Source organism: Kribbella sp. NPDC051137, from assembly GCF_040682535.1.
Lineage (GTDB): Bacteria > Actinomycetota > Actinomycetes > Propionibacteriales > Kribbellaceae > Kribbella > Kribbella karoonensis.
In genome coordinates, this window is sequence record NZ_JBFBBI010000004.1 from 841926 (window position 1) to 865775 (window position 23850).

Sequence of the window (23850 nt, forward strand, 5' to 3'; positions counted from 1 at the left end):
GGTGGATTCAGAGCGTATGACCGCCGTTCACGGCGATGCGCTGACCGGTCACGAATCCGGCGTACGGCGACGCCAGGAACGACACCGCTGCCGCGACGTCGTCAGGATGCCCGAGGCGGTGCATCGGTACGCCGGCGCCGTAGGTGTCCCGGTCCTGCTCGGAGACCGCGGCGTGCCGCTCGGTCGGGATGAAGCCGGGCGCGACCAGGTTGACCGTGATGCCCGTCGGTCCGAGTTCACGCGCCCACGATCGGGTCAGACCCAGCTGCGCGCCTTTCGCGGCGACGTACGCGCTGCTTCCTGGTGTACCGAGTTCGAAGGCCTCGGAGCCGATCGAGATGATCCGGCCGTAGCCTTGCCGTCGCATCCGAGGGATCGTCGCCTGCGCGAGCAGCAGCGGGCTCCGGGCGAAGTACTCGAACTGGCGGAGCATCTCGTCCCAGCTCAGGTCCTCGATCTCGGCATCCGGTTGCGGGCCGGTGGCGTTGAGGACGAGCACGTCGACCGAGCCGAGGGCCGAGAAGATGCCGGCGTTGAGTTCCGCGACCTGGTCCGGGTCCGTGACGTCGGCCTGGAAGATCTCCGCAACGTGCCCGGCCTCGCGGATCTGCGTCCGCACCTGCCGGGCGGCAGCGTGATCGGAGTGGTAGTTGATCGCGACACTCATGCCGTCGGCGGCAAGCGTCTTCGCGATCGCGGCTCCGAGACCCTTCGAGCCGCCGGTCACGAGTGCGACGGTCCGGCCTGCGGAGTCGCCGGTCGCGTTCATGTCCGACTCCCCGACAGCGCCTCGACCGTGCGCTGGACGCCGCCGATCAGGTGACCGATCTGTGCATCGGTGAGCTGCGTGTAGATCGGCAGCTGGACCTGGCGCTCGAAGTAGGTCTGCTCGGCCACCGGACACTCCCCGAACTCGTGACCGAGGGCACGGAACTCCGGCAGCAGGTGGATCGGGAAGTACCGCAGCACGATCTCGATACCTTCGACCTGCTCGAGCAGTTTGATGAAGTCGTCCTTCGACCGCCCGACGACGGCCTCGTCGTAGAAGATCGTGTACAGGTGGTAGATGCTCGGCGCTTCGCTCCGTTCACGCTGCACTGTGATTCCCGGGGTACCGGCCAGGCCGTCGTCGAGGTGCCGGGCGATCTCCTGCCGCCGCTTGTTCAACCGGTCGAGCTTGCCCAGCTGTGCCAGGCCGAGCGCCGCCGCGACCTCGCTCATCCGGTAGTTGTTGCCGATCAGGTACCGGTTGTCGCGATAGCTCTTCGTGAACGCCGAGCGCACGTGCGGGTCCCGGTAGTACGCCGGCTGTCCGTACGGCCCGATCCGGTCGGACTGCCGGTCGACCAGCGGCCCCCAGGTGTGGATGGTGCCCAGTTCGCGCGCCTTCCCGGCGATGTCGTCGTCGTTCGTCACGAACGCCCCACCCTCGCCGGTCGTCATGTTCTTCAGCGAATGGAAGCTGAAGCAACCGATGTCGCCGATCGTGCCGACCTTGCGACCCTTGTACGTCGCGCCCGGTGCGTGGGCGCAGTCCTCGACGACGGTCAGACCGTGCTCCCGGGCCAGCGCCATGATCGGATCCATGTCGACCGCGCGACCACCGTGGTGCACCACCCAGATGGACTTGGTCCGGGGCGTGATCAGCGCCGCGACCGACGCCGGGTCGATGTTCAGGCTGTCCGGATCGATGTCCGCGAACCGGATCGTGCAGCCGCGCGCCTGCAACGGCCAGGTGGTCACCCAGAACGTCTGCGGAGTGGTGATCACCTCGTCCCCCGCTTCCAGCCTGAGCGTCTGAGCTGCCAGGAACAACGCCGTCGTACAGGAACTCGTCGCCTGCGCGTGCCGCGCGCCGAGCATCTCGGCGAAGCCGTCCTCGAACTGCCTGCCCAGTGGCCCCATCGACAGCGTCTGCTGCCCGAGCGCGCGCGTCACCGCAGCCACCTCGTCCGCCCCCAGCTCGTTGGAAACACCCGCATACGGAACCACGAACCGGCTCATCGGCACTCCCTTCTCAAACGTTCAAGACAGCCGCTACTGTAAGGTTCAAGAAGGACCTGCGCAAGACCTCGCAAGCCTGCGCCGCCGCCCGGCCGGCACCCTGGACACAACGGGGAAGCCGGCCGGATGGCATAGTGCCCTGGGGCCGTTCAGCGAGATGGTGGGGTGCTTCGTGGGCAGTTGGCGCGACAAGTTGCGGTACTGGTTCGACGGCACGATGTCGCGTGGGACACCCGCACTGATCGGTTGGCTCGGGCTTGCTTCGGTCGCCTTGGTGCTGGTGGTCTCCGGTCTGGCGTTGCTGTTGGCTCCCGGAGACGTCGGCGGGCACGGCAACTGGCACGGCGTGCTGTGGATGAGCCTGCTGCGAACCCTCGACCCAGGCACGATGGGCGGCGACCAAGGCGGTCTCGTCTTCCTCGGTCTGATGCTTGCGGTCACAGTCGGCGGCATCTTCATCGTCAGCTCGTTCATCGGTGTCCTCACCACCGGCCTCGAGAGCAGGATCGCCGTGCTGCGGAAAGGCCGGTCCCGCATCGTCGAGCGCGACCACACCGTCGTACTCGGCTGGTCCGAGCAGATCTTTACCGTGGTCGCGGAACTTGTGAACGCCAACCGGAGCAACCGTCGCTCATGCGTCGCGATCCTCGCGAACAAGGACAAGGCCGAGATGGAGGACGCCATCCGCGCCCGGGTGCACGACCTCGGCAAGACCCGGGTCGTCTGCCGGTCCGGCGATCCCCTGCACCCGGCGGACCTCGGTCTGGTCAGCCTGGCCTCCGCACGTTCGGTGATGGTGCTGCCGCCGGCCAGGCCCGATGCGGACATCCATGTCGTCAAGACCCTCTTGTCGATCGGCAGCCACCAGACGGCGAACCCCGGACCGCATGTCGTTGCCGCCGTCACCGACTCCGCCAACCTCCCCGCCGCACGGCTGGCCGGCGGGTCACGAACGCAACTGGTCGACGCCGACGAACTGGCGGTCCGGCTGATCGTGAACGCGCATCGCCAGTCCGGGCTGTCGTCCGTGTGCGCCGACCTGCTCGCCTTCGCCGGCAACGAGTTCTACCTTCGCCCTGAACCGACCCTGGCCGGCAAGACGTTCGGCGCCGCCACCCACGCGTACGAACTCGGCGTACCGGTCGGGCTGCGGCATACCGACGGATCGATCACCCTGAACCCGTCCGCCGACCAGCCGATCGTCGCGACCGACGAGGTCATCGTGCTCGCCGAGGACGACACCCTGATCGAGCTGACCGGGACTTCCCCGCGCATCGTCGAGTCCGCGATCTCGCCACACCGACGCAGCAACCCGGAGCCCGAAACCACTCTGCTGCTCGGCTGGAACAAACGCGCACCGCAGGTCATCGAGCTACTCGACGCGTTCGCGCTCCCCGGGTCGGTACTCCGCGTCGCCTGCCCCGGCCCGGTCGACGACCTGATCCGCGCCACCACCAATCTCGTCATCGAGACGAAGCGCTGCGATCCGACCAGCCGCGTCGATCTCGAACGCCTGGATGCGCAGTCCTGCCGGCACGCCATCGTGCTGTCCACCGACGGCCTCAGCGCTCAGGAGTCCGACGCACGCACGCTCATCACGCTGCTGCACCTGCGCGACCTCGCCGCGTCCCTCGAACGCCCGTACTCGATCGTCAGCGAGATCGACGACGACTCCAACCGTGAACTCGCCGAGGTCATCCGCGCCGACGACTTCGTGGTCAGCGACAAGCTCGTCAGCCTGCTGCTGACCCAACTGACCGAGAATCGCCACCTCGCCGCCGTCTTCGAGGACCTCTTCAACCCCACCGGTGCCGAGATCTACCTCAAGCCCGCGGCCGGATACCTTCTCCCCGGCCGGCCGGGGAACTTCGCGACCGTCGTCGAGGCCGCCGCGCGCCACGGCGAAACCGCGCTCGGTTACCGGATCCGCGAGGAGTTCTACCAGCCACCGTCGTACGGCGTAGTCCTCAATCCACCGAAACACGAGCCGCTGACCCTCACCGACCGGGACCTGGTAATCGTCCTCGCCGAGGACTGACGAGAGTCACGCCGACCGGTCGAGCCGCGGGCCCGTGGGGTGGCCGGGCAGGAGGCCGTCGACGCGGCGAGCCTCGAGGCTTGCGGCCGATCCCAGTTGCCACGGGACATTGATGACCATCACCCCCGGCTGGAACAGCAGCCGGGCCTTCAACCGCAGCGCGCTCTGATTGTGAAGGAGCGCCTCCCACCAATGTCCGACGACGTACTCCGGAATGAACACCGCGACCAGATCACGTGGGCTCGTCCGCCGGATGTCCTTCACATAACCGAGCACCGGGCCGGTGACGTCGCGGTACGGCGAACTCAGCACCTTCAACGGGACCGGAATGTCCCGCTCGGTCCACTCCAGGAGCAACCCGTCCGAGGCTTCCTGATCGGTGGCGACCGTCACCGCGGTCAGCGAGGTAGGGCGGGTCGCCCGCGCGTAGGCGAGCGCCCGCAGGGTCGGCTCGTGGAGCTTCGACACCAGGACGATCGCGAAGACCCGCGCCGGCAGCGTGACTCCGCCCGGAGACGGCCGCAGTTCCGCGGCGACCCGGTCGTAGTGCCGCCGGATCCCCTTCATCAGCAGGAAGACCGACGGCATCGCGAGAACGACGATCCACGCGCCGTGGGTGAACTTCGTGATCAGTACGACGACCAGCACGACAGCCGTGAACACCGCGCCCAGAGCGTTGATCGCGCGCGACCGCATGATCGCCCTGCGCACCACGGACAGCGGGGCTTCCTGCAGCTTCCGGGACCAGTGCACGACCATGCCGGCCTGGCTGAGCGTGAACGACACGAAGACGCCGATGATGTACAGCTGGATCAGCCGGGTCGTACTCGCGTGGAAGACCCAGATCAGCAGGCCGGCCAGCGCCGACAGGATCACGATGCCGTTGCTGAACACGAGCCGGTCCCCGCGGCGGGAGAACTGCCGCGGCAGGAACCCGTCGTGCCCGAGCAGCGACGCCAGGATCGGGAACCCGTTGAACGCGGTGTTCGCCGCCAGCACCAGGATCGCCGCCGTGAACAACTGCACCGCGAAGAACCCGATCGAGTGGTATCCCCCGAACACCGATCCGGCAACCTGCGCGATGACCGTCCGCTGCTGATAGCCGGCCGGTGCCCCGGTGATGCGCGCCGGGTCGTCGGCGACGTGCACATGGGACGTCAGCGCCAGCGCCGTGATGCCCGCGAACATCACGACGGTGATGGTGCCCATGATGGCGAGCGTGGCGGCCGCGTTCCTGCTCTTCGGCGGCTTGAAGTTCGGTACGCCGTTGCTCACGGCCTCAACTCCGGTCAGCGCCGTACACCCGGAAGCGAACGCCCGCATCGCGATCAGCACGACGAGCAGACCGCCCGCGTTCCCCGCGGGCGCGATCCCGTACGACGCCGACTCGGCGCGCGGGGTACTGCCGGTCAAGATCCGGAACAGGCCGAGGGCGATCATCGTCAGGACGACCACGATGAAGCCGTACGTCGGGATCGCGAACGCCGTACCGGACTCCTTGATGCCCCGCAGGTTCACCACGGCGAGGATCGCGATCATGCCGATCGACACCAGGACCGCATGCGGCCCGAGCGGCGGTACCGCGGAGATGATGTTCTGCACACCGGCCGCTACCGAAACAGCCACCGTCAAGACGTAGTCGACGAGGAGCGCGCTGGCCGCGACCAGCGACGCGTTCGTGCCGAGGTTGGCCCGGCTGACGGCGTACGCCCCGCCACCATTGGGGTAGGCGTGGCAAGTCTGCCGGTACGACAACACGACCACGATCAGAAGGGCGACCACCACCGCGGCGACCCACGGTGTGAGATGCAGCAGAGTCAGCCCACCCAGGCTGAGCATGAGGAGGATTTCCTCGGTCGCGTAGGCGTTCGAGGACAACGGGTCACTGCAGAACACCGGCAGAGCGAGCTTCTTGGGCAGCAACGTCTCGCCCAGCCGCTCGCTGCGCAACGGCCGGCCGACCAGGAACCGCTTGGGCAGTTCAAGCGCCTTCACAATCAAACTCAACCACCGCCGGCTGCCTGAACCGCTTTTCCTAACACCTTTCTAACGCCGCCTCGCGAAATGCTGTCAGAGTTCTGTTAGAAGCGATCCAGGAACATTGCCTCGGCGTGATGATGGTTCGATGACCCGGGTAGATGTCATCCTGCGGAACAGGACTGCTGTCGTTGCTGTCGCCGCTGTGGTACCTGCCCTCGCCTGCGCCGCGATCCTGCCGTTCCGCACAGCCTTCGAACACACGAACGCGGCGCTCGTCCTCGTTCTCCTTGTCGTCGCCGCGGCCGCGACCGGCATTCGGGCGGCCGGTCTGGTCGCCGCCCTGTCGAGTGCGATCTGCTACGACTTCTTCCTGACCCAGCCGTACGAGCGGCTGGCCATCACAGCACGCGCCGACATCGAGACCGCCGTGCTCCTGGTCCTCGTCGGGGTTGCCGTCACAGAGATCGCGTTGTGGGGTCGCCGGCACCAAGCAGAGGCCAGCCGGCAACACGGATACCTCGACGGCGTATCTCGCACCGGCGGAATCGTGGCCGCGGGCGGATCCGCGACCGGGCGGCTGATCGAGTACGTCGCCGGCCAGATCGTCGACGTCCTGGACATCGACGACTGTCTGTTCGACCGCGAGACGCAGGAAGTCGCGCCCACGGCTCTACTGCACAGCGGAACCGTCTTACGCCTCGGCCGTGAGATCGACGTACGGCGATCCGGGCTGCCGACCGACTCCGAGATCGAACTGCGCGTGCAGCATGCCGGCGTCACGTACGGCCGCTTTCTCCTGATCGCGTCGACCCGCGTCGTCCGCCCGTCCCGCACCCAACTGCAGGTAGCGGTGGCTCTCACCGACTACGTCGGCGCCGCATTGGCCACTCACGACCAACTGCACTAGCCACCTCGAGCGCGGCGCGGCGTCGACCACCAGAACCCTGGTCACCCGGCATCACCTCCCCCCGAGGCCGTCGCCGCTGTGGGCAATGCCACGACCATGGTCAGGCCACCGCCGGGCGTCTCGTCGGGCTGCAGCGTCCCGTCCATGGCCTCGGCGAGTCCGCGGGACAGCGCCAGCCCGAGCCCGACACCGACCGTGTTGTCGGTGTCGCCGAGCCGCTGGAACGGCGCGAAGACCTGATCGCGTTCGGCCTGAGGAATTCCGGGCCCGCGGTCGATCACGCGCACTTCGACCGTGTCGCGGAGCGCGCTGGCGGTCAGGAGCGGCGGGAGTCCGGGCGGTGAGTAGCGGATCGCGTTCGCCAGCAGGTTCGCGACCACGCGCTCCAGCAGTGCCGGATCCGCCTCGACCAGCGGCAGCGCCTCGGGGATCTCGACAACGATCCGGTCCGCGTCGTCGCCCAGTTCCTCCAGCACTCCCGGCATGACCTCGGCCACCGCCGTCGGCCGTGTGAAGACCGGGAGTACGCCGGCCTGCAGGCGACTCAGGTCCAGCAGGTTGTCCACCAGCCGCGACAACCGGTCCAGCGACTCGTCCGCGGTCTCCAGCAGCTCGGCCCGCTCGGAGTCACTCCACTCCACGTCGTCGCTGCGCAGCGACGTGACAGAGGCCTTCGCCGACGCCAACGGGGAGCGCAGGTCGTGCCCGACCGCCCGGAGCAACGCCGTACGCAGCTTGTCGGCCTCGGCCAGCGGCTTCGCCTCCGCGGCCGCCTCGCTCAGCCGGGCCCGATCGACCAGTGCCGCCGCGTGGGCCGCGAACGCACCCACCAAACGACGCTCATCCGCAGCCAACTGCCGCCCCTGCAGCACCAGCACCAGGTCGTCGCGGGCCGGGATCTCGGCGTCGGCCTCCTCGGGACGTGTACAGGTCAGGGTGCCGGCCGACGACACCGGTTGCCACAGCTCGGGCAACTCGTTGTCGACCAGTTCCATCAGGCACGCGCCGGTCATCCCGAACGCCTCGCGCACCCGCTCCAGCAGGGCGGGCAGCGCGGTCTCGCCGCGCAGTACCGAACCGGCCAAGGTCGCCAGCGTCTCCGATTCCGCGGCCGCCCGGGCCGCTTGTCTGGTCCGCCGGGCCGCCCGATCGACGACCGAGCTGACCATCGCCGCGACCAGCACGAAGATCGCCAGGGCGAGCGCATTGTTGAACTCGCCGATCGTGAACGTTCCCGTAGGCGGGGTGAAGAAGTAGTTCAGTACGAACGACCCGCCGACAGCGGTCAGCATCGCCGGCCACATCCCGCCGACCAGCGCCACCACGACGACGGCCAGGAGAAAGGCCAGGACGTTGCTGGTCAGGTTGAGTGTGTCGCCACCGCGGTCGAGCAGGAACGCCAGGACGGGCAGCAGGACGATCCCGAGCAGGAATCCCTGGACTTTCCTCCGGACCGACAAGCTGCCACGTGTCCTGGGCAATCGTCCCCGGCCCATCTCCGGATGCGTGACGATGTGTACGTCGATGTCACCGGAGTCACGGATGGTGGTGGCACCGATCCCCGGCCCACTGAACATGGATCCGAACCGCGAACGCCGACTGCCGCCCAGGACGAGTTGCGTTGCGTTCTCGGCACGGGCGAAGGTCAGCAGCGCGTTCGGAACGTCGTCGCCGACCACCTGGTGATAGGTGCCGCCGAGCTTTTCGACCAGTTCGCGCTGCTGCGCGAGCTTGCCCGGATTCGCCCCGGTCAGCCCGTCCGACCGCGCCACGTGCACCGCGAGCAGGTCCCCACCTGACGACCTCGCCGCGATCCGGGCCGCGCGCCGGATCAGGGTCTCGCCCTCCGGGCCGCCGGTGAGCGCGACCACGACCCGCTCCCGGGCCTCCCACGTGGAGTCGATGTCGTGTTCCGCCCGGTACTGCTGCAGACCCGCGTCCACCCGGTCCGCCAGCCACAACAGCGCGAGCTCCCGCAGCGCCGACAGATTGCCGACCCGGAAGTAGTTGCCCAAGGCAGCATCCACCTTGTCGGCGGCGTAGATGTTGCCGTGCGCCATCCGCCGCCGCAGCGCCTCCGGCGTCATGTCGACCAACTCGATCTGGTCCGCCGCCCGGACCACCCGATCCGGGACCGTCTCCTGCTGCGGAACACCCGTGATCTTCTCGACCACGTCGTTGATCGACTCCAGATGCTGGATGTTCACCGCCGAGATCACGTCGATCCCGGCAGCCAGCAGCTCCTCGATGTCCTGCCAGCGCTTCTCGTTCCGGCTGCCCGGGATGTTCGTGTGCGCCAACTCGTCCACGAGTGCGACGTCGGGCCGCCGGGCCAGCACCGCGTCCAGATCGAGCTCGGTGAAGCTCGCGCCGCGGTAGTCCATGATCTTCCGCGCCACGAGCTCCAGCCCGTCGAGCATCGGCTCGGTCTGTTTGCGGCCATGGGTCTCCACGAAACCGACCACCACATCGGTCCCGCGCTCACGCCTGCGTTGTCCCTCGCCCAGCATCTTGTACGTCTTGCCGACACCGGGCGCGGCGCCGAGATAGACCCGCAGATGCCCGCGGCCGCTCTTGATCATCCCGTCACGCCCTCCGGTCAGCCCAGGGCGGCGAGGGCCGCGTTGAGGGTTACTACGTTGACCCGAGGTTCGCCCAGGAAGCCCAAGGTGCGGCCCTTCGTGTTCTGCTTCACCAACTGCTTCACCTTGTCCACGGACAGCCCGCGCTCACGGGCGACCCGGTCGACCTGGATGGCGGCGTACGCCGGGCTGATCGCCGGGTCGAGACCGCTGCCGCTCGCGGTGACCGCGTCCGGCGGGACCTGTGCCGGGTCGACGCCGTTCAGCGTGGCGACCTGCTGCCGGCGTTCGTCGATCGCCTTCACCAGCTCCTCGGAGTTCGGCCCGAGTTGTGAGGCGGAGCTGCCCTTGCCGTCGTAGTCCGCGGCGGACGGCCGGGTCTGGAACCACTTCGGATCGGCGACCATGATCGCCTTGCCGTCCGCGTCCTTCTTGCCGCTGTCCGTCGTGTACCCCTGGCCGATCAGGTCGGAAGCGACGTCCTTGCCGTTCACCGTGACGATCGATCCGTTCGCGTTGCCGTGGAACAGTGCTTGCCCGATTCCGGTGACGAGTAGCGGGTACGCGAGGCCGAGCGCGATCGTGAAGATCACGACCGCCCGGATCGCGACCCCGAACTGCCGCACGGAGCCAGGGAGATTGCTTGCCATGTCCAGTTACCTTTCAGCCGATGCCGGGGATGAGCGCGATCAGCAGGTCGAGCAGTTTGATGCCGATGAACGGAGCGACGAGGCCGCCGACGCCGTAGATCAGCAGGTTCCGGCCGAGCATCGCCGACGCTGAGGACGGCTTGTACCGCACGCCCCGCAGGGCCAGCGGCACGAGCGCGATGATCACCAGCGCGTTGAACACGATCGCGGACACGATCGCCGACTGCGGCGAGTGCAGGCCCATGATGTTCAGCTTGTCCAGGCCCGGGTACGCCGAGGCGAACAGCGCCGGCAGGATCGCGAAGTACTTCGCGACGTCGTTCGCGATCGAGAACGTGGTCAGTGAGCCGCGGGTGATCAGCAACTGCTTGCCGATCTCGACGATCTCGATCAGCTTGGTCGGATTCGAGTCCAGGTCGACCATGTTGCCGGCCTCCTTCGCGGCCGACGTACCGGTATTCATCGCGACGCCGACGTCGGCCTGTGCGAGCGCCGGCGCGTCGTTGGTGCCGTCACCGGTCATCGCGACCAGCCGGCCGCCCTCCTGCTCCTTCTTGATCAGCGCCATCTTGTCCTCGGGCGTCGCCTCGGCCAGGAAGTCGTCGACCCCGGCCTCGTCGGCGATCGCCTTCGCGGTCAGCGCGTTGTCGCCGGTGATCATCACGGTCCGGATGCCCATCGCGCGCATCTGGTCGAACCGCTCCCGCATGCCCTCCTTGACGACGTCCTTCAGGTGGATCACGCCGAGCGCACGAGCCGCCCCGGGACCGCTCTCCGCGACGACGAGCGGCGTACCACCGGAGGCCGAGATCCCGTCGACGATCTCGCCGAGCTGTGCGTCCGTGGTCCCGCCCTGCTGAGCGATCCAGGCGTTCACCGCACCCGCGGCGCCCTTCCGGACCTGCCGGCCGTCCACGTCGACGCCACTCATCCGGGTCTGCGCGGTGAACTCCACGAAGTGCGCGTGCGGGAGTTCGCCGGTGTGCCGCTCACGCAGCCCGTACCCGGTCTTCGCCAGTACGACGATCGACCGGCCCTCCGGGGTCTCGTCGGCGAGGCTGGACAACTGCGCCGCGTCCGCCAGCTCGGTGTCCGACACGCCCTGGACCGGGATGAACTCGGCGGCCTGGCGGTTCCCGAGCGTGATCGTGCCGGTCTTGTCCAGCAGCAGCGTGTTCACGTCGCCCGCGGCCTCGACCGCACGGCCCGACATCGCCAGCACGTTGCGCTGCACCAGCCGGTCCATGCCCGCGATCCCGACCGCCGACAGCAGCGCGCCTATCGTCGTGGGAATCAGCGCTACCAGCAACGCCACGAGGATCACGATGCTCAGGTCCGTGTGTGCGTACCTCGCAAAAGGCGGCAAGGTCACCGTCGCGATCAGGAACACGATCGTCAGGCTCGCCAGCAGGATGTTCAGCGCGATCTCGTTCGGCGTCTTCTGCCGCGAGGCTCCCTCGACCAGCGCGATCATCCGGTCGATGAAGCTCTCGCCGGGCTTCGTCATGATCTTCACGACGATCCGGTCCGACAGCACCTTCGTACCGCCGGTCACCGCGCTCCGGTCGCCACCGGACTCCCGGATCACCGGAGCCGACTCACCCGTGATCGCCGACTCGTCCACCGACGCCACACCCTCGACGACGTCGCCGTCGCCCGGAATGATCTGACCGGCCTCGACAACCACCAGATCGCCCAGCCGCAACTGCGTCGCCGGGACCTGCTCCTCCTGGTCACCGACCAGCCTGCGCGCGGTGGTCTCGGTCTTCGCCCGGCGCAACGTCGCCGCCTGCGCCTTGCCCCGGCCCTCCGCGACCGCCTCCGCGAGGTTCGCGAAGATCACCGTCAGCCAGAGCCAGACCACGATCCACCACACGAACACACTGGGGTCGGTGATCGCCTTGATCGTGGCGGCCGCTGCGCCGACCTCGACCACGAACATCACCGGGTTCTTCACCATCACCCGCGGGTCGAGCTTCGTCAGCGCGCCCGGCAACGACGTCAGCAGCATCTTCGGGTCGAACAGGCCCGAAGGCGCCTTCTTGGGGGCGTCCGGCCGCTCGGTCCGGGTGGGTGTCTTGACTGGGGTACTCACAATCCCTCCGCGAGGGGTCCAAGTGTGAGGGCCGGGAAGTAGGTCAGACCCGTCACGATCAGGACGATGCCGATCAGCATCGTGACGAACAGTGCTTTGTGGGTTGGAAGCGTGCCCTGGTTCACCGGTACCGGCTGCTGCTTCGCGAACGAGCCGGCCAGAGCCAGGACCAGGATCATCGGCACGAACCGGCCGAGCAGCATCGCGATACCCAACGCCGTGTTGTAGAAGGGCGTGTCACCGCTCAGCCCTCCGAAGGCGCTGCCGTTGTTGTTGGACGCCGAGGTGAACGCGTACACGACTTCCGAGAAACCGTGCGGGCCGGTGTTCAGCATCGAGCTCCGGGCGCTCGCCAGGCCCATGGCGATCGAACTGCCGATCAGTACCAGCGACGGCGTGGTCAGGATGTACAGCGACACTAGCTTCATCTCGCGCGCGGTGATCTTCTTGCCGAGGTACTCCGGTGTCCGCCCGACCATCAGTCCGGCCACGAACACCGCGAGCACGGCCAGTACGAGCATGCCGTACAAGCCCGACCCGGTGCCGCCCGGCGTCACCTCGCCGAACATCATGTTGAACAGCGCCATACCACCGCCCAACGGCGTGAGCGAGTCGTGCGCACCGTTGACCGCGCCGGTCGACGTACCCGTCGTCGAAATCGCCCACAACGCGGTGGCCCAGACCCCGAACCGGGTCTCCTTGCCCTCCATCGCGCCGCCGGCCGCGTGCGCCGCCGCCGAACTCGTGCCCTGCGACTCGAAGATGCTCGCGATGATCACGAACGCGACCCAGAACGCCGCCATCACCGCGAGGATCGCGTAGCCCTGTCGCTTGTCCTTCACCATCACACCGAAGGTCCGGGTGAGGCAGACCGGGATCACCAGCAGCAGGAAGGTCGTGAACAGGTTCGACAGCGGGTTCGGGTTCTCGAACGGGTGCGCGGAGTTCGCGTTGTAGAAGCCGCCGCCGTTCGTCCCCAACTCCTTGATGACCTCCTGGGACGCCAACGGCCCGCCCGGCACGGTCTGCGTCTGACCGATCACCGACGTGACCTCGTGGCCGCCGGAGAAGTTCTGTACGGCGCCCATCGCGATCAGGAGCAGCGCGCCGAGCACGCAGATCGGCAACAGGATCCGCAGTACGGTCCGGGTCAGGTCGACCCAGAAGTTGCCCAGCCGGTCGGTCTTCGACCGTGCGAATCCCCGGACGAGCGCGATCGCGACCGCGATTCCTACGGCCGCCGAGACGAAGTTCTGCACCGCGAGACCGAGCATCTGGACCAGGTGGCCCATCACCAGCTCGGGCGAGTAGTTCTGCCAGTTGGTATTCGACACGAACGACGCCGCGGTGTTGAAGGCCAGGCCGGACGGCACGTTCGGGAGCCCGAGCGACAACGGCAACCAGTGCTGGAGGCGCTGTAGCAGGTACAGCAGCACGACGCTGACCGCGGAGAACGCGATCACCGACCGGGCGTACACGCCCCACGTCTGGTCGGCCTTCGCGTCGACACCGAAGAGCCGGTAGGTCGCCCGCTCGACCCCCAGGTCCTTGGTGGACGTGTAGACCCGGGCCATGTACCCACCGAACGGGCGATAGCACGCCGCCAGGAGCACGATGAGAAGGCCGACCTGTAACAGGCCGGCCGCAGTGTCCGACATCAGAACCTCTCGGGAAAGATCAGGGCGGCGATCAGGTAGAGAACCAGCGCCACCGCAACCACCAGGCCGGCAATGTTCTCCGCGCTCACAGCTTCTCCACCCCGCGCAACGCGATCCAGACAGCTGCGAACACAACGACGATGAGAGCGAGATAGCCCACGTCAGCCACGACGGCACCACCTCACGGCAGGAATGCTCATGCCTCTACCTGACACCCGTCGTTGCCCGCTCAGAGGACCTCTCACAGGGCTCTAACAGGCTCGTGAGCATCTCTGACGGACCTCTCACACCCTCCGGGTGCGGCCGATTCAGGGCCTGAAGGTCGCCGTCGTGGCTGTCCAGGTGCCGGTGGCGGTTCCGGTGGCGGTGATGCTGGTGGTCGTGGTGGTCGTGAGGTACGCACGCGCGAGGTAGTTGCTGCCGGTGTTGTTGCTTCCGGCCACTGTCCAGCCGGACGCCCAGGTGGGTGCCTTCTTGCCGCTGGTGAGGCTGACGACGCTGACGGCGAGTTCGTGCGTGTCGCCCAGGGTGCCGGTCGGACCTGACGAGAACGTCGCCGTACTGCCTGTCGTGCCGACGGCACGGTCGGGCGTGCTGACACCGGTCAGCTCGTCGGCCGCGACAAGGGACGCGCCGGCGGCAGCGAACTTCGCGGTGATGTGTGCTCCGAGCGCGAGGCTCTTCGTCGCGACCGCGTACAGGACGGTCTGCCGGACGCCGGTGGCGTCGGTCCGGGTCGCCACGGCCGTGTAGGTGTTGCCGGCGTCGTCGGTCGCCGTGACGGTGCCGGCGTTGTTCTGGCTGGTGAGGACGATGAGGTCGCCGACCTTGACTGCGCGGGTCGTGGTGATGACGGCGGACGCCTGGTTCCTGTTCGATGACGCCGTACCGACCTGACCGACGTACGCCGGAGCCGCCGCTACGGTGACGGGCTTCGTGGCGGTTGCCGTCAGACCGCTCGTGTTCGTGACTGTCACGGTGACCGTGTACGCACCGGCCACACTGTAGGTGTGGGCAGCAGTCGCGGCACCTTGCACCACGGTGCCGTCCCCGAAGTCGAACTTGTACGTCAGCGACTGGCCCTGCGGGTCGGTAGAACCGCTGGCGTCGGCGGTGACCTGTAGCGGAGTCAGACCGGAGGCAGGCGTGACCGCGAGCACCGCTGTTGGCGCTGCGGGCCGTGTGGTCGTGACGGTCGCGGTCGTTGAGTCGGAGAGACCGCTGGTGTCGGTCACTGTGACCTTCACGGTGTAAGTGCCCGCGGTCGTGTAGGTGTGCGTCGTCGTCGCTGCGGACTGCGGCCCGACGGTGGTGCCGTCACCGAAGTCGAAGGTGTAGCTCAGCGCTTCGCCCTGCGGGTCCGTAGAGGTGGTGGCGTCCGCGGTGACCTGTAGCGGAGTCAGACCGGAGGCTGGGCTGACCGTGAGACCCGCGGTTGGCGCTGCGGGCTGTGTGACTGTGACGGTTGCCGTCCTGGAGTCCGACAGGCCACTCGTGTCGGTCACCGTGACGCCAACTGTGTACGTGCCTGCTGTGGTGAAGGCGTGCGTAGCGGTGGCGGTCGCCTGAGCGCCGGTAGTAGTGCCGTCGCCGAAGTCGAAGGCGTACGTAAGTGTCTGGTTCTGCGGGTCGCTCGACCCGGTGGCGTCCGCAGTGACGTGCAGCGGTGCCAGGCCGGCGGACGGCGAGACGGTCAGCTGCGCGCTCGGCGGGGCGAGCGCGGTGACGGTCGTCGTGGCCGTGTCGGAAAGGCCGCTGGTATCGGTGACAGTGACGCGGATGGTGTACGTGCCGCCGGCGGCGTAGGTGTGTGGTGCCGTGGCGGTGCTCTGGGGACCGACGATCGGACTGCCGTCGCCGAAGTCGTAGGTGTAGCTGAGTGCCTGGCCCTGCGGATCGGTCGAGCCGCTCGCGTCCGCGGTGACCGGCAGCGGCACCTGGCCCGACGTCGGCGTGACCGTCAGCGCGGCTGTCGGTGAAGCTGCCGGTACGGCGACTGTGACGAGCTGCGTCGTACTGTCGCTGAGACCGCTCGTGTCGGTGACCGTGACCTTCACCGTGTAACTCCCGGAGTTCACGTAGAGGTGCGTGATCGACGCCGCCGCCTGCGGACCGGCCGCCGTACCGTCACCGAAGTCGAAGCTGTAGCTGAGCGTCTGCCCCTGCGGGTCCGTCGAGGCGCCGGCATCCGCGGTGATCTGCATCGGTGGCAGGCCGGACGTGGGCGTCACGTTCAGAACTGCTGTCGGCGGCGACGGTGCGGTGGCCGTGACGCCGGCCGTCGTCGTATCGGACAGACCGCTGGTATTCGTGACGGTCACGGACACCGTGTAGGCGCCGGCCGCTGTATACGTATGCATCGCGGTAGCCGTGGCCTGCGGACCAGTCGTCGTACCGTCGCCGAAGTCGAAGCTGTAGCTGAGCGTCTGCCCCTGCGGATCGGTCGACGTGCCGGCGTCCGCGGTGACCTGCAACGGGGTCAGCCCAGTTGCAGGGGTGAGCAGGAGACGCGCAGTGGGGGCGGTCGGCGTGGTCGCGGTCACCGTGACGGTCTGCGTGGCCGTGTCGTACAGCCCGCTGGTGTCCGTGACAGTCACCGAGACGGTGTAACTGCCGGCGATGGGATAGGTGTGCGTCGCAGTGCTCGACGTCTGCTGTCCGGAGCGTGTGCCGTCGCCGAAGTCGAACGCGTAGCTCAGCGGCTGGCCCTGCGGGTCGGTCGACGTACCGGCGTTCGCGGTGATGTCCATCGGTGCGGTGCCGCTCGCCGGCGACACGCTCAGCCGTGCGGTCGGCGGTGTCGGGGCGGGCGCGACGTCCGGCTGGAACTCGTACGCACCGAGGTCGTCGTACAGCCGCGGCCCCGAGGCGAACGTGCTGGCGACCTTCGGATCGCGCACCCGGGCGTTCCCGAGAATGTCCGTTGCCTGCGCGCCCGAGACTCCCGAGTCCCCTCTGTCGATGGCCGCGGATCCGTCCTTCAACTGCAGGTTCCACGTCGGCGCGTCGAAGAACAGCGGGTCGCTCTGCACCCCGGCCGCCTCCTGCCCGGTGGCCTTCTGCATCGCCGCGAGCGACGTGTACGCCGAACCGAACACGTACAGCGTTCCCGACTTCGTGAGCCAGACCAGGTTGTGGTCGACGGTCGTGGTCGGCGGCGCGGAGTCCCAGATCCCGATGTTCCCGGCCCGGCGCGCACACGCGATGCCGTTGTATGCCGGGTAGACCGCGTTGTCGACAGCGATGTTGTTCTCCACGATGTAACTGCCGGACGTCCCCTCGACGTTGATGCCGCTCGTGCAGTTGCGGTACACGGTGTTCGAGATGAGCCGGCCGCCGGTCACGTTGAGGTCGTCGATCCCGTGGTCGCCGTTGTCGTACGTCACGTTCAGCGCAGCCAGGCTGTTGTTCGCGCCGGTGTAGAACTGGATGCCGGAGTCTTCGTTGTCGTGCGTGACATTGCGCAGCACGGTGTTGCCGGGGCTGGTGACGTTGATCCCGTTGGCGTTCCGCTCCCACCCCTCGGCGTTGAAGCTCGCCTCGTTGTCGGCCACCAGCGTGTCGGTGCTGGTGTTCGTGATGTAGATCCCGGTGCCGTTGTTGTGGTCGACGGTGTTGCTCAGCACCTGCGAAGAGGCCGTCGCGCGAATACTGATGCCGGGCGCGGTCTGACCCTGTGCCGGGCGCCCGGAACCGGACACACGGTTGCCACTGACAACTAGGTGGTCGCTCTTGGTGACATAGACGCCGTCGGTGACGGTCCCGGTGATGGTCAGGTTCGACAGCGTGATGTAGCTCTTCGTCGACAGGTACGCGCCGTTCGTAACCCCGGTGATCACCGGACTTCGCCCTGGCCAGGCGGTGATCAGGATCGGCGCCGTCGACGTGCCGGAGACGGCCGGCTTGACGCTCTCGGCGTACGTGCCGTCGCCGATGTAGAGCGTGTAGCCGGCCTGCAGCCGCGACACCCCCTTGGTGATCGTGCAGTACGGCGTGTCCGCGGTCCCCGGGCCGGTGTCCGAACACGGCACCGTCTTGTCCACGTAGTACTGCGTCTTCGGCGGAGTCGTCGGCGGAGTGCCGATCGTGTACTCGTCCAGCACACTCCCCTGCACACAGGTGGTGTCGTCCTTGCTGGTCGCGAGATCGCACACCGACTGGATCCGCAGCCCGGTATCGGACACGTCCACCCGCAGGTGCGACAGGTGCATCGCACGGAACGCGGTCCGCGGGTCCGTGCTGGACCAGGGCTCCTCGAGCGAGCTCGGCGCACCGACCGTGATGTGCGTGACACCCTGGATCGGCTGGAAGCGCTCGTAGTCGTGCGAGTGCCCGTTGATGTTCAGCACGTACTTGCTGTACGAGCTGCCGAACCCGTCCAGGATGCTCGCCAGCTGCGCCTCCCCCGGGTGGTAGCCGGTCGAGTACGCCGGCCGGTGCCCGTCGGTGATGATGTACTTGATCGACGGATCGTTCTGCGCCTGGTTCATCAACACGTTGGCCTTGGTCTGCCAGTCGGCCCACGCGCCGGTCCACGGCTCCGGGTAGGTGATGAAGCGCACCGGCCCTGCGTCGAACCAGCCCCAGTCGTCGCCACAGCACGAGATCGCGGGCGACCCCGGCGACGTCTGCGCGTTCGGCATCAGCAGCCGGCCCTTGTAGTTGCGCAGGTCGTCCGACCCGGGTACGTCGTACTCGTGGTTGCCCCAGGCAGGCATGTACGCGGCCGACGTCGCGAACGAGTTCATCGCGTCGTTGAAATGCTGGTCGACCACGCTGATGCTCGCGCCGGTCGCGTTCGCGTACGTCAGGTCGCCCACCGTCAGCACGAACGACGGATCGTCGTTCGCGATCGCCGACAACGTCGCGCCCAGCTTCGAGAAGCTCACCGTGTCGCCGATGTCGCCGATCGCGTCGAACCGGAAGTTCCCGGTCGGCGGCGTGTGGAACGTGTAGTCCGGACCGCCGGCGATCGAGTAGTGGTACGTCGTACCACGCGCCAGCCCGCCGAGCTCCACCTGCCAGAACGGGCCCGGCGACGACCACGGCGTCCAGGCCGGCGCGACACCCTGTGCGGTGTTGCCGTAGTCCGACGTCAGGCCCCACCGGACGTCGTTCGCATCCCCGCGCCAGTCGATCGCCACCGACGTCTCCGAGGTGAAGGTGTAGTGCACCTCGTCGACCGCCTGCGCCGCAAAGCTCACACCGGGAACGGCGGCCGGCCCGGCCAGCCCCAGCACCGCTGCCACCACGACAGCAAGGAGTCGCCGACGCCCACGCCGCATCCGTCCGCCCACGATGCCCCCCACCACCTAGGGATGTGATCACCGTAAGATGCCGCACCCGCGATCGAATCACCCAAACGACGTACCGGCGTTCGCCCGGATCGATGCAGGCTCCACGGGCCGACCGCGACCGATCCCGTCGATCGGCTGAGTTCGAGTACGTCATTCGCGGGATGCAGGAACCGGCGCGGTTCCTATCGAATGGGATCGCCTGGGCGCAGGCGTCGGGTTCAACGGCCGACCAGCCTGCGCTCGCGTTCATATCCAGGGGAGGATTCGATGTCCAGCAGACCACAGCACCGTCCGCGCAGCTTGGCGGCGGCTTTCCTCGCTACCGGTGCGATGCTCGCCGCCGGCAGCCTGACAGCCTCAGCGAGCCCGGGCCAGACGGCACGCGTCGACGTCACCGGCGCGGTCTTCAGCTGCACCGATGGCTCGTACTACACAGTCACGAGCGGCGACGCGTTGTTCCTGAACCACGAGTCGACCGACGCGAACGGCGGCTTCCACGTCACCGGCACGGTCGCACCGCGACAGGTGACACTCGCCTTCAGCGGCGACGCGAAGACCTATTACCTCGCCGGCGCGTCCTGGTTCGGCGGCAACTTCGGCGCGGGCGGCGGTGAGATGACAGACACCGAGCACTTCCAGATCCGCGCAGCCTCCGGCGGCACGGTCGACGACGTGTCGATCGTGACGCACTTCACCGTCAACGCCAACGGTGACGTCACAGTCTCCTTCGACAAGGAGTCGGGCACCTGCCAGCCGCCTCAGGACTAGCCCACCCAGGAATCCAGCAGGCCGAGGCACCCACCACCTCGGCCTGCTGGACTTCACGGCGTACTCGACATCTTCAGCGGGCCGCTTGGCGTTTCCAGTTCGCCGCGTCGATCGTGAATTGTCTGTAGTAGCTCGGCGCCCCCAGGAACGGCTCGTCATGCCCTCTGCCGGTCTCGGTCATGCCGAGACCGATCAGGATGCGAACCGACGCCTGATTTGCATCGAGGGCTTCTGCGCAGACCTCGCGAAGCCCCACCTCACGGAATCCGTATTGGAGACCGAGCCCCGCAGCGGTTCGTCCGAGGCCTTGTCCCCAACGGCTGGAAGGACCGATGGCGTAGCCCAGTTCGCGCCGATCCGGCCCTTCACCGGCCAGGTCCACATAGCCGACCACGTCGTCTCCGGCGACTGCCGCCAGGCGTATCAAGTCCGGTTTCGGCCGTTCGACGAGTGCGCGCCAGTGTGCCTCGTGGGCGGGTTCCGGCAGGTCTACGGTCCAGCCGGCATGCTCGCAAAAGGTCCGATCACGGCCCCAGGACACGCAGGTCGGCAGGTCCGACCTATCGATCGGGCGGAGGAACATCGACGAGGCCTGCATGTATGTACCCTAGGGCGCGTTGGCCGGCTCACCAGCCGAGGCGGCTCGCGGCTTCTGGTACGGCGGCCGGCTCGTCCGCGGCGTCTGCGAACGCAACCAGCGCCCGGACCAGTTCGCGCCGTCTTCCGACAGGCATCGCCAGGACGATCCGCTCGATTTCCGCCTGGCGTTTCCTGGTGACCTTGCGGACCAGCTTCCGGCCCTCGGCAGTCAGGTCGATGACGACCTCGCGGCGGTCCTGTGCGTTCTCCCGTCGGTCGACCAGACCGGCCGCGATCAGCCGGTCGACCATGCGCAGCGCGGTCGACGCGGTCACGTCGAGCCGTTCCGCGAGCAGGTTGAGCCGGCTCGGTCCGTGACCGTCCAGGACGACGAGAGTACGGAACTGCGTGAGCGTCACGGACTCTTCGACCTGGGCCAGCGACCTGGCCGACACACCGACGAGCACCCGGGACGCCGTCAGCACAGCGGCCACCACCTCGTCGACCGTCTCCTCGGTCGACGCGATGCTGCCCCGGGCGGCCCGGCCGCCTGCACCGGTCACGGCTCCACCTCCACACCCTTGATCCGGCTGATCCTTGCACAGGCTAATCGATCGACCGGTCGAGCTCGATCCGCACCAACGGAAGTCGCTCACCGACGTCGGCCCGCACCGGTCCGTCCCCGGTGAGGTCCGGAAGGTTCAGCGTCCGGCCCAGCGCCCTGGCTGCGCGGCGATGACGGTCGCGATAGTGCTCGAGCCGCGCCGGGACCTGATCGGCCGGCACCGGCTCGGCGGTCGCCCGGCCGCCGCGCAGCCGGCCCGTCCACACCCGCACCTCCGGATGCGCCAGGACGTTGCGGTACCACTGCGAGCCGCGGCCGTACCCGGACACGATCACCAGCACGTGCGCATCGCGTTCCAGCACTTCGAGTACGACGTACCGCCGCAAGCCGCTGCTCCGTCCGACGTGCTCCAGCATCATGAGCCGCCGCCCGAACAGGAAACCGAACCCGGCCCGGAACACCGGGATCGGCGACCGCGTGAGTGCGCGGGGAATCCGTCGTGTCATGTGATCACTCCGGTCCGGATCGCCGGCAGGGCGGTCCGATAGCTGATCCACCCGGCGATCCGGCGGTCCTTGAGCACCGGAACAGCAGCACATCCGCTACCGTCGAGCGCCTCGATCGCCTGGTCGAGGTGATCGTCCGGGGTGACCACGACCGGCAGCTCGAGCACAAGCGACGCAGGCGCGGTGTCGTGGCGCCCGTCGGCCAGCGCTTCGGCGACCACACGCGCCGTCACGACGCCGACGTACTCACCACCGTCGTCGACAACGGGAAGCACACCGGACGCGGAACGCGCCAGCACTGCCGCGACGTCTCGCAGCGGACTGTCGCCGCGGACAGCGTCGGGTACGTCGGTCATCACGTCGGCGACCGAGATCCGCGCGGCCGTGGCGATGGTCTCCGGGCGACCGAGGTCGACACCCCGGCGGCGCAGCTTGAGGGTGTAGATCGTGTCGCCCGACAGCAGATGGCTGACGCCGGTCGCCAGCACGATCGCGGTCATCAGCGGCAGGATGATCGAGTACTCGCCGGTCAGCTCGAACATGATCACCACCGCGGTGATCGGGGCCCGCGCCGCACCCGCGAAGACCGCACCCATCCCGATCAGCCCGTACGCGCCGGCTGCCCCGGCCGCGCCCGGCAGCACCTGGTGCGCGATCGCCCCGAACGCCGATCCGACCATGGCGCCGACGAACAGGCTCGGCGCGAACACACCGCCGGACCCGCCGATCCCGATCGTCAAGCTGGTGGCGACCATCTTCCCGACCGCCAGCAGCAGCAGGAACGCCACGCCGTACACGCCCACGATTGCGTGCCCGAGCACCGGGTAGCCCACGCCGTACATCTCGGGCAGTGCGATCAGCAACAGCCCCAGCAGCACACCGCCGACCGCCGGCCGCAGCCACTCCGGACCGCGCCACAGCGCATCGCAGACGTCCTCGATCTGATAGAGCACCCGGGTGAAGATAACGCCGACAACGCCCGCGAGCATCCCGAGTACGGCGAACAGCGCGTACTGGCCGACGTGATCCACGGAGAACTGCGGCAGCACGAGGAACGGCACGTCACCCAGCACCGCCCGGCCGATCGCAGCCGAGGTGACCGCGGCGATGACCACCATCCCGAACGACTGCGCGGTGAAGTCGGCCAGGATCAGCTCCATCGCGAAGAAGACGCCCGCCAGCGGCGCGTTGAAGGTCGCCGCGATCCCGCCCGCCGCACCGCAGGCGACCAGCACCCGCAACCGTGGCTCCGGCACCCGCACCAGCCGGCCGATCGTCGACCCGAGCGCCGAACCGATCTGCACGATCGGTCCTTCCCGGCCCACCGATCCCCCGCCGCCGATGCACAACGCCGACGCCAGCGCCTTCACCGCCGCCACCTGGGGCGGGATCCGGGCGCCGTTCCGGCTGACCGCGTACATGACCTCCGGTACGCCGTGGCCGCGCGCCTCCCGGGCGAAGAAGTGCACCAACGGCCCGTACAGAAGCCCGGCCAGCACCGGTACACCGAGCAGGAACCAACGCCCCAACCCGAGCAACCCCGGATGCGCGGCACCCGGTGACGCCGCGTAATCGGTGTGCCCGGTCGCCAGCGTCGTGAAGATCGTGATCAACCAACGGAACAGGACCGCGAAGCCCGCGGATCCCGCACCCACCACCAGCGCGAGCACCAGCAGCCCGGCGCTCGCGCCCCGCAGCAGCCGGCGCAGGCCGGTCCGGTACGACGCACCACGGGCAACGGGCAACATATCGGCGGACATGAATTGCATTATGCAACAGTTGGCCTCGCCAACTCCAACTGTCTCGCTACCTGGCCGGGCGGTGCGATCGAACCGCGGCCCCGGCCGTCAGGTCCGTGGACCCAGAACGGCCGAAGGCTCCCCGTCGGCGGCCGGACGCGGTTCCTTGAGCTCGACGAAGAACGAATGCGTCTCGGTGCCGCCGATGTTCTCCCCCGCATGCCGCTGTGCATCGAGCCAGCGCACCTGGCCGGCCGGCAGCTCCACCCGCACCTCCCGCCCGTCGGCGGAGATCCGCCGGACGAACGAACTGAGCGTGATCATCACGCTGTCCGGATGCGAGTGCTGAGCCGTCCTGTCGCCCGGACCGTCGAGGTACTCGAGCACGCGTACGCGGTCGTTCTCGAAGACCACCGAGTAGAACTCCGGGTTCGCGACCACCGGATCATCGCTCATGGCGCCCCCTTCGTGGTATTTGAGTA

The 23850-nt window shown here is 68.1% G+C and carries 17 protein-coding genes; 3 read left to right on the plus strand and 14 right to left on the minus strand.

What is annotated here, in order from left to right; genetic code table 11:
• Positions 1-7: 7 nt before the first annotated feature.
• Positions 8-769 (minus strand): SDR family oxidoreductase, encoded by a 762-nt coding sequence (locus tag AB0M51_RS25160; RefSeq protein ID WP_344194822.1) that lies wholly within the window; start codon positions 767-769, stop codon positions 8-10.
• The gene (locus tag AB0M51_RS25165; protein ID WP_344194820.1) at positions 766-2004 is read right to left on the minus strand and encodes a DegT/DnrJ/EryC1/StrS family aminotransferase; all 1239 of its coding nucleotides are present in this window, start codon (positions 2002-2004) and stop codon (positions 766-768) included. Before AB0M51_RS25165 ends, AB0M51_RS25160 begins: the two co-directional genes overlap by 4 nt.
• Before the next feature lie 172 nt (positions 2005-2176).
• Between AB0M51_RS25165 and AB0M51_RS25170 the strand changes: the two genes are divergently transcribed.
• Positions 2177-4042, plus strand: coding sequence for a hypothetical protein (locus AB0M51_RS25170; protein WP_344194818.1), 1866 nt, complete (start codon positions 2177-2179; stop codon positions 4040-4042).
• Positions 4043-4048: 6 nt separating this feature from the next.
• Here AB0M51_RS25170 and AB0M51_RS25175 read toward each other — a convergent pair whose 3' ends face one another.
• A complete protein-coding gene (locus AB0M51_RS25175; RefSeq protein WP_344194816.1) occupies positions 4049-6037 on the minus strand; it encodes an APC family permease in 1989 nt (662 codons plus the stop codon).
• A 130-nt stretch (positions 6038-6167) separates the two neighbouring features.
• Between AB0M51_RS25175 and AB0M51_RS25180 the strand changes: the two genes are divergently transcribed.
• Complete coding sequence (locus tag AB0M51_RS25180) at positions 6168-6929, plus strand: DUF4118 domain-containing protein (protein ID WP_344194814.1); 762 nt, start codon at positions 6168-6170, stop codon at positions 6927-6929.
• 41 nt (positions 6930-6970) lie between these two features.
• Here the strand turns inward: AB0M51_RS25180 and AB0M51_RS25185 are convergent, their stop codons facing one another.
• From AB0M51_RS25185 to AB0M51_RS25210, 6 genes are all read right to left on the minus strand, one after another.
• Complete coding sequence (locus AB0M51_RS25185; RefSeq protein WP_344194812.1) at positions 6971-9511, minus strand: DUF4118 domain-containing protein; 2541 nt, start codon at positions 9509-9511, stop codon at positions 6971-6973.
• A gap of 17 nt (positions 9512-9528) precedes the next feature.
• Positions 9529-10161 carry a K(+)-transporting ATPase subunit C gene (gene kdpC / locus AB0M51_RS25190; RefSeq protein ID WP_344194810.1) on the minus strand — a complete coding sequence of 211 codons (633 nt, stop codon included), beginning with the start codon at positions 10159-10161 and terminating at the stop codon, positions 9529-9531.
• Between the two features lie 13 nt (positions 10162-10174).
• A complete protein-coding gene (gene kdpB, locus AB0M51_RS25195) occupies positions 10175-12187 on the minus strand; it encodes a potassium-transporting ATPase subunit KdpB (RefSeq protein WP_363750829.1) in 2013 nt (670 codons plus the stop codon).
• Positions 12188-12252: 65 nt separating this feature from the next.
• On the minus strand, positions 12253-13914 hold the full coding sequence (gene kdpA, locus AB0M51_RS25200) for a potassium-transporting ATPase subunit KdpA (protein ID WP_344194808.1): 1662 nt from the start codon (positions 13912-13914) through the stop codon (positions 12253-12255).
• The gene (kdpF, locus tag AB0M51_RS25205) at positions 13914-14003 is read right to left on the minus strand and encodes a K(+)-transporting ATPase subunit F (protein WP_344194806.1); all 90 of its coding nucleotides are present in this window, start codon (positions 14001-14003) and stop codon (positions 13914-13916) included. Before kdpF ends, kdpA begins: the two co-directional genes overlap by 1 nt.
• Positions 14004-14222: 219 nt before the next feature.
• Positions 14223-19163, minus strand: coding sequence for a PKD domain-containing protein (locus AB0M51_RS25210; protein WP_344194804.1), 4941 nt, complete (start codon positions 19161-19163; stop codon positions 14223-14225).
• A 315-nt stretch (positions 19164-19478) separates the two neighbouring features.
• Here AB0M51_RS25210 and AB0M51_RS25215 point away from each other — a divergent pair, with 315 nt between their 5' ends.
• Positions 19479-19979: a hypothetical protein gene (locus tag AB0M51_RS25215; RefSeq protein ID WP_344194802.1), complete on the plus strand. Its 501-nt coding sequence runs from the start codon at positions 19479-19481 to the stop codon at positions 19977-19979.
• 73 nt (positions 19980-20052) lie between these two features.
• Here AB0M51_RS25215 and AB0M51_RS25220 read toward each other — a convergent pair whose 3' ends face one another.
• The 5 genes from AB0M51_RS25220 to AB0M51_RS25240 form a co-directional block, all read right to left on the minus strand.
• The gene (locus AB0M51_RS25220) at positions 20053-20577 is read right to left on the minus strand and encodes a GNAT family N-acetyltransferase (RefSeq protein WP_344194800.1); all 525 of its coding nucleotides are present in this window, start codon (positions 20575-20577) and stop codon (positions 20053-20055) included.
• 28 nt (positions 20578-20605) lie between these two features.
• On the minus strand, positions 20606-21121 hold the full coding sequence (locus AB0M51_RS25225) for a MarR family transcriptional regulator (protein WP_344194798.1): 516 nt from the start codon (positions 21119-21121) through the stop codon (positions 20606-20608).
• Positions 21122-21164: 43 nt separating this feature from the next.
• Positions 21165-21629: a nitroreductase family deazaflavin-dependent oxidoreductase gene (locus AB0M51_RS25230; protein WP_344194796.1), complete on the minus strand. Its 465-nt coding sequence runs from the start codon at positions 21627-21629 to the stop codon at positions 21165-21167.
• Positions 21626-23389, minus strand: a complete 1764-nt coding sequence (locus tag AB0M51_RS25235) for a chloride channel protein (RefSeq protein ID WP_344194794.1) — start codon at positions 23387-23389, stop codon at positions 21626-21628. Before AB0M51_RS25235 ends, AB0M51_RS25230 begins: the two co-directional genes overlap by 4 nt.
• Before the next feature lie 87 nt (positions 23390-23476).
• Positions 23477-23824, minus strand: coding sequence for a hypothetical protein (locus AB0M51_RS25240; RefSeq protein ID WP_344194792.1), 348 nt, complete (start codon positions 23822-23824; stop codon positions 23477-23479).
• Positions 23825-23850: the final 26 nt, after the last annotated feature.

What these genes read in the sequence shown, in the direction of transcription:
- AB0M51_RS25235 (WP_344194794.1), bottom strand. Translation starts at nt 23,389, where the DNA reads ATGTCCGCCGATATGTTGCCCGTTGCCCGTGGTGCGTCGTACCGGACC.
- AB0M51_RS25240 (WP_344194792.1), bottom strand. Translation starts at nt 23,824, where the DNA reads ATGAGCGATGATCCGGTGGTCGCGAACCCGGAGTTCTACTCGGTGGTC.
- AB0M51_RS25220 (WP_344194800.1), bottom strand. Translation starts at nt 20,577, where the DNA reads ATGCAGGCCTCGTCGATGTTCCTCCGCCCGATCGATAGGTCGGACCTG.
- AB0M51_RS25180 (WP_344194814.1), top strand. Translation starts at nt 6,168, where the DNA reads ATGACCCGGGTAGATGTCATCCTGCGGAACAGGACTGCTGTCGTTGCT.
- kdpC (WP_344194810.1), bottom strand. Translation starts at nt 10,161, where the DNA reads ATGGCAAGCAATCTCCCTGGCTCCGTGCGGCAGTTCGGGGTCGCGATC.
- AB0M51_RS25185 (WP_344194812.1), bottom strand. Translation starts at nt 9,511, where the DNA reads ATGATCAAGAGCGGCCGCGGGCATCTGCGGGTCTATCTCGGCGCCGCG.
- kdpA (WP_344194808.1), bottom strand. Translation starts at nt 13,914, where the DNA reads ATGTCGGACACTGCGGCCGGCCTGTTACAGGTCGGCCTTCTCATCGTG.
- AB0M51_RS25215 (WP_344194802.1), top strand. Translation starts at nt 19,479, where the DNA reads ATGTCCAGCAGACCACAGCACCGTCCGCGCAGCTTGGCGGCGGCTTTC.
- AB0M51_RS25160 (WP_344194822.1), bottom strand. Translation starts at nt 769, where the DNA reads ATGAACGCGACCGGCGACTCCGCAGGCCGGACCGTCGCACTCGTGACC.
- AB0M51_RS25165 (WP_344194820.1), bottom strand. Translation starts at nt 2,004, where the DNA reads ATGAGCCGGTTCGTGGTTCCGTATGCGGGTGTTTCCAACGAGCTGGGG.
- AB0M51_RS25230 (WP_344194796.1), bottom strand. Translation starts at nt 21,629, where the DNA reads ATGACACGACGGATTCCCCGCGCACTCACGCGGTCGCCGATCCCGGTG.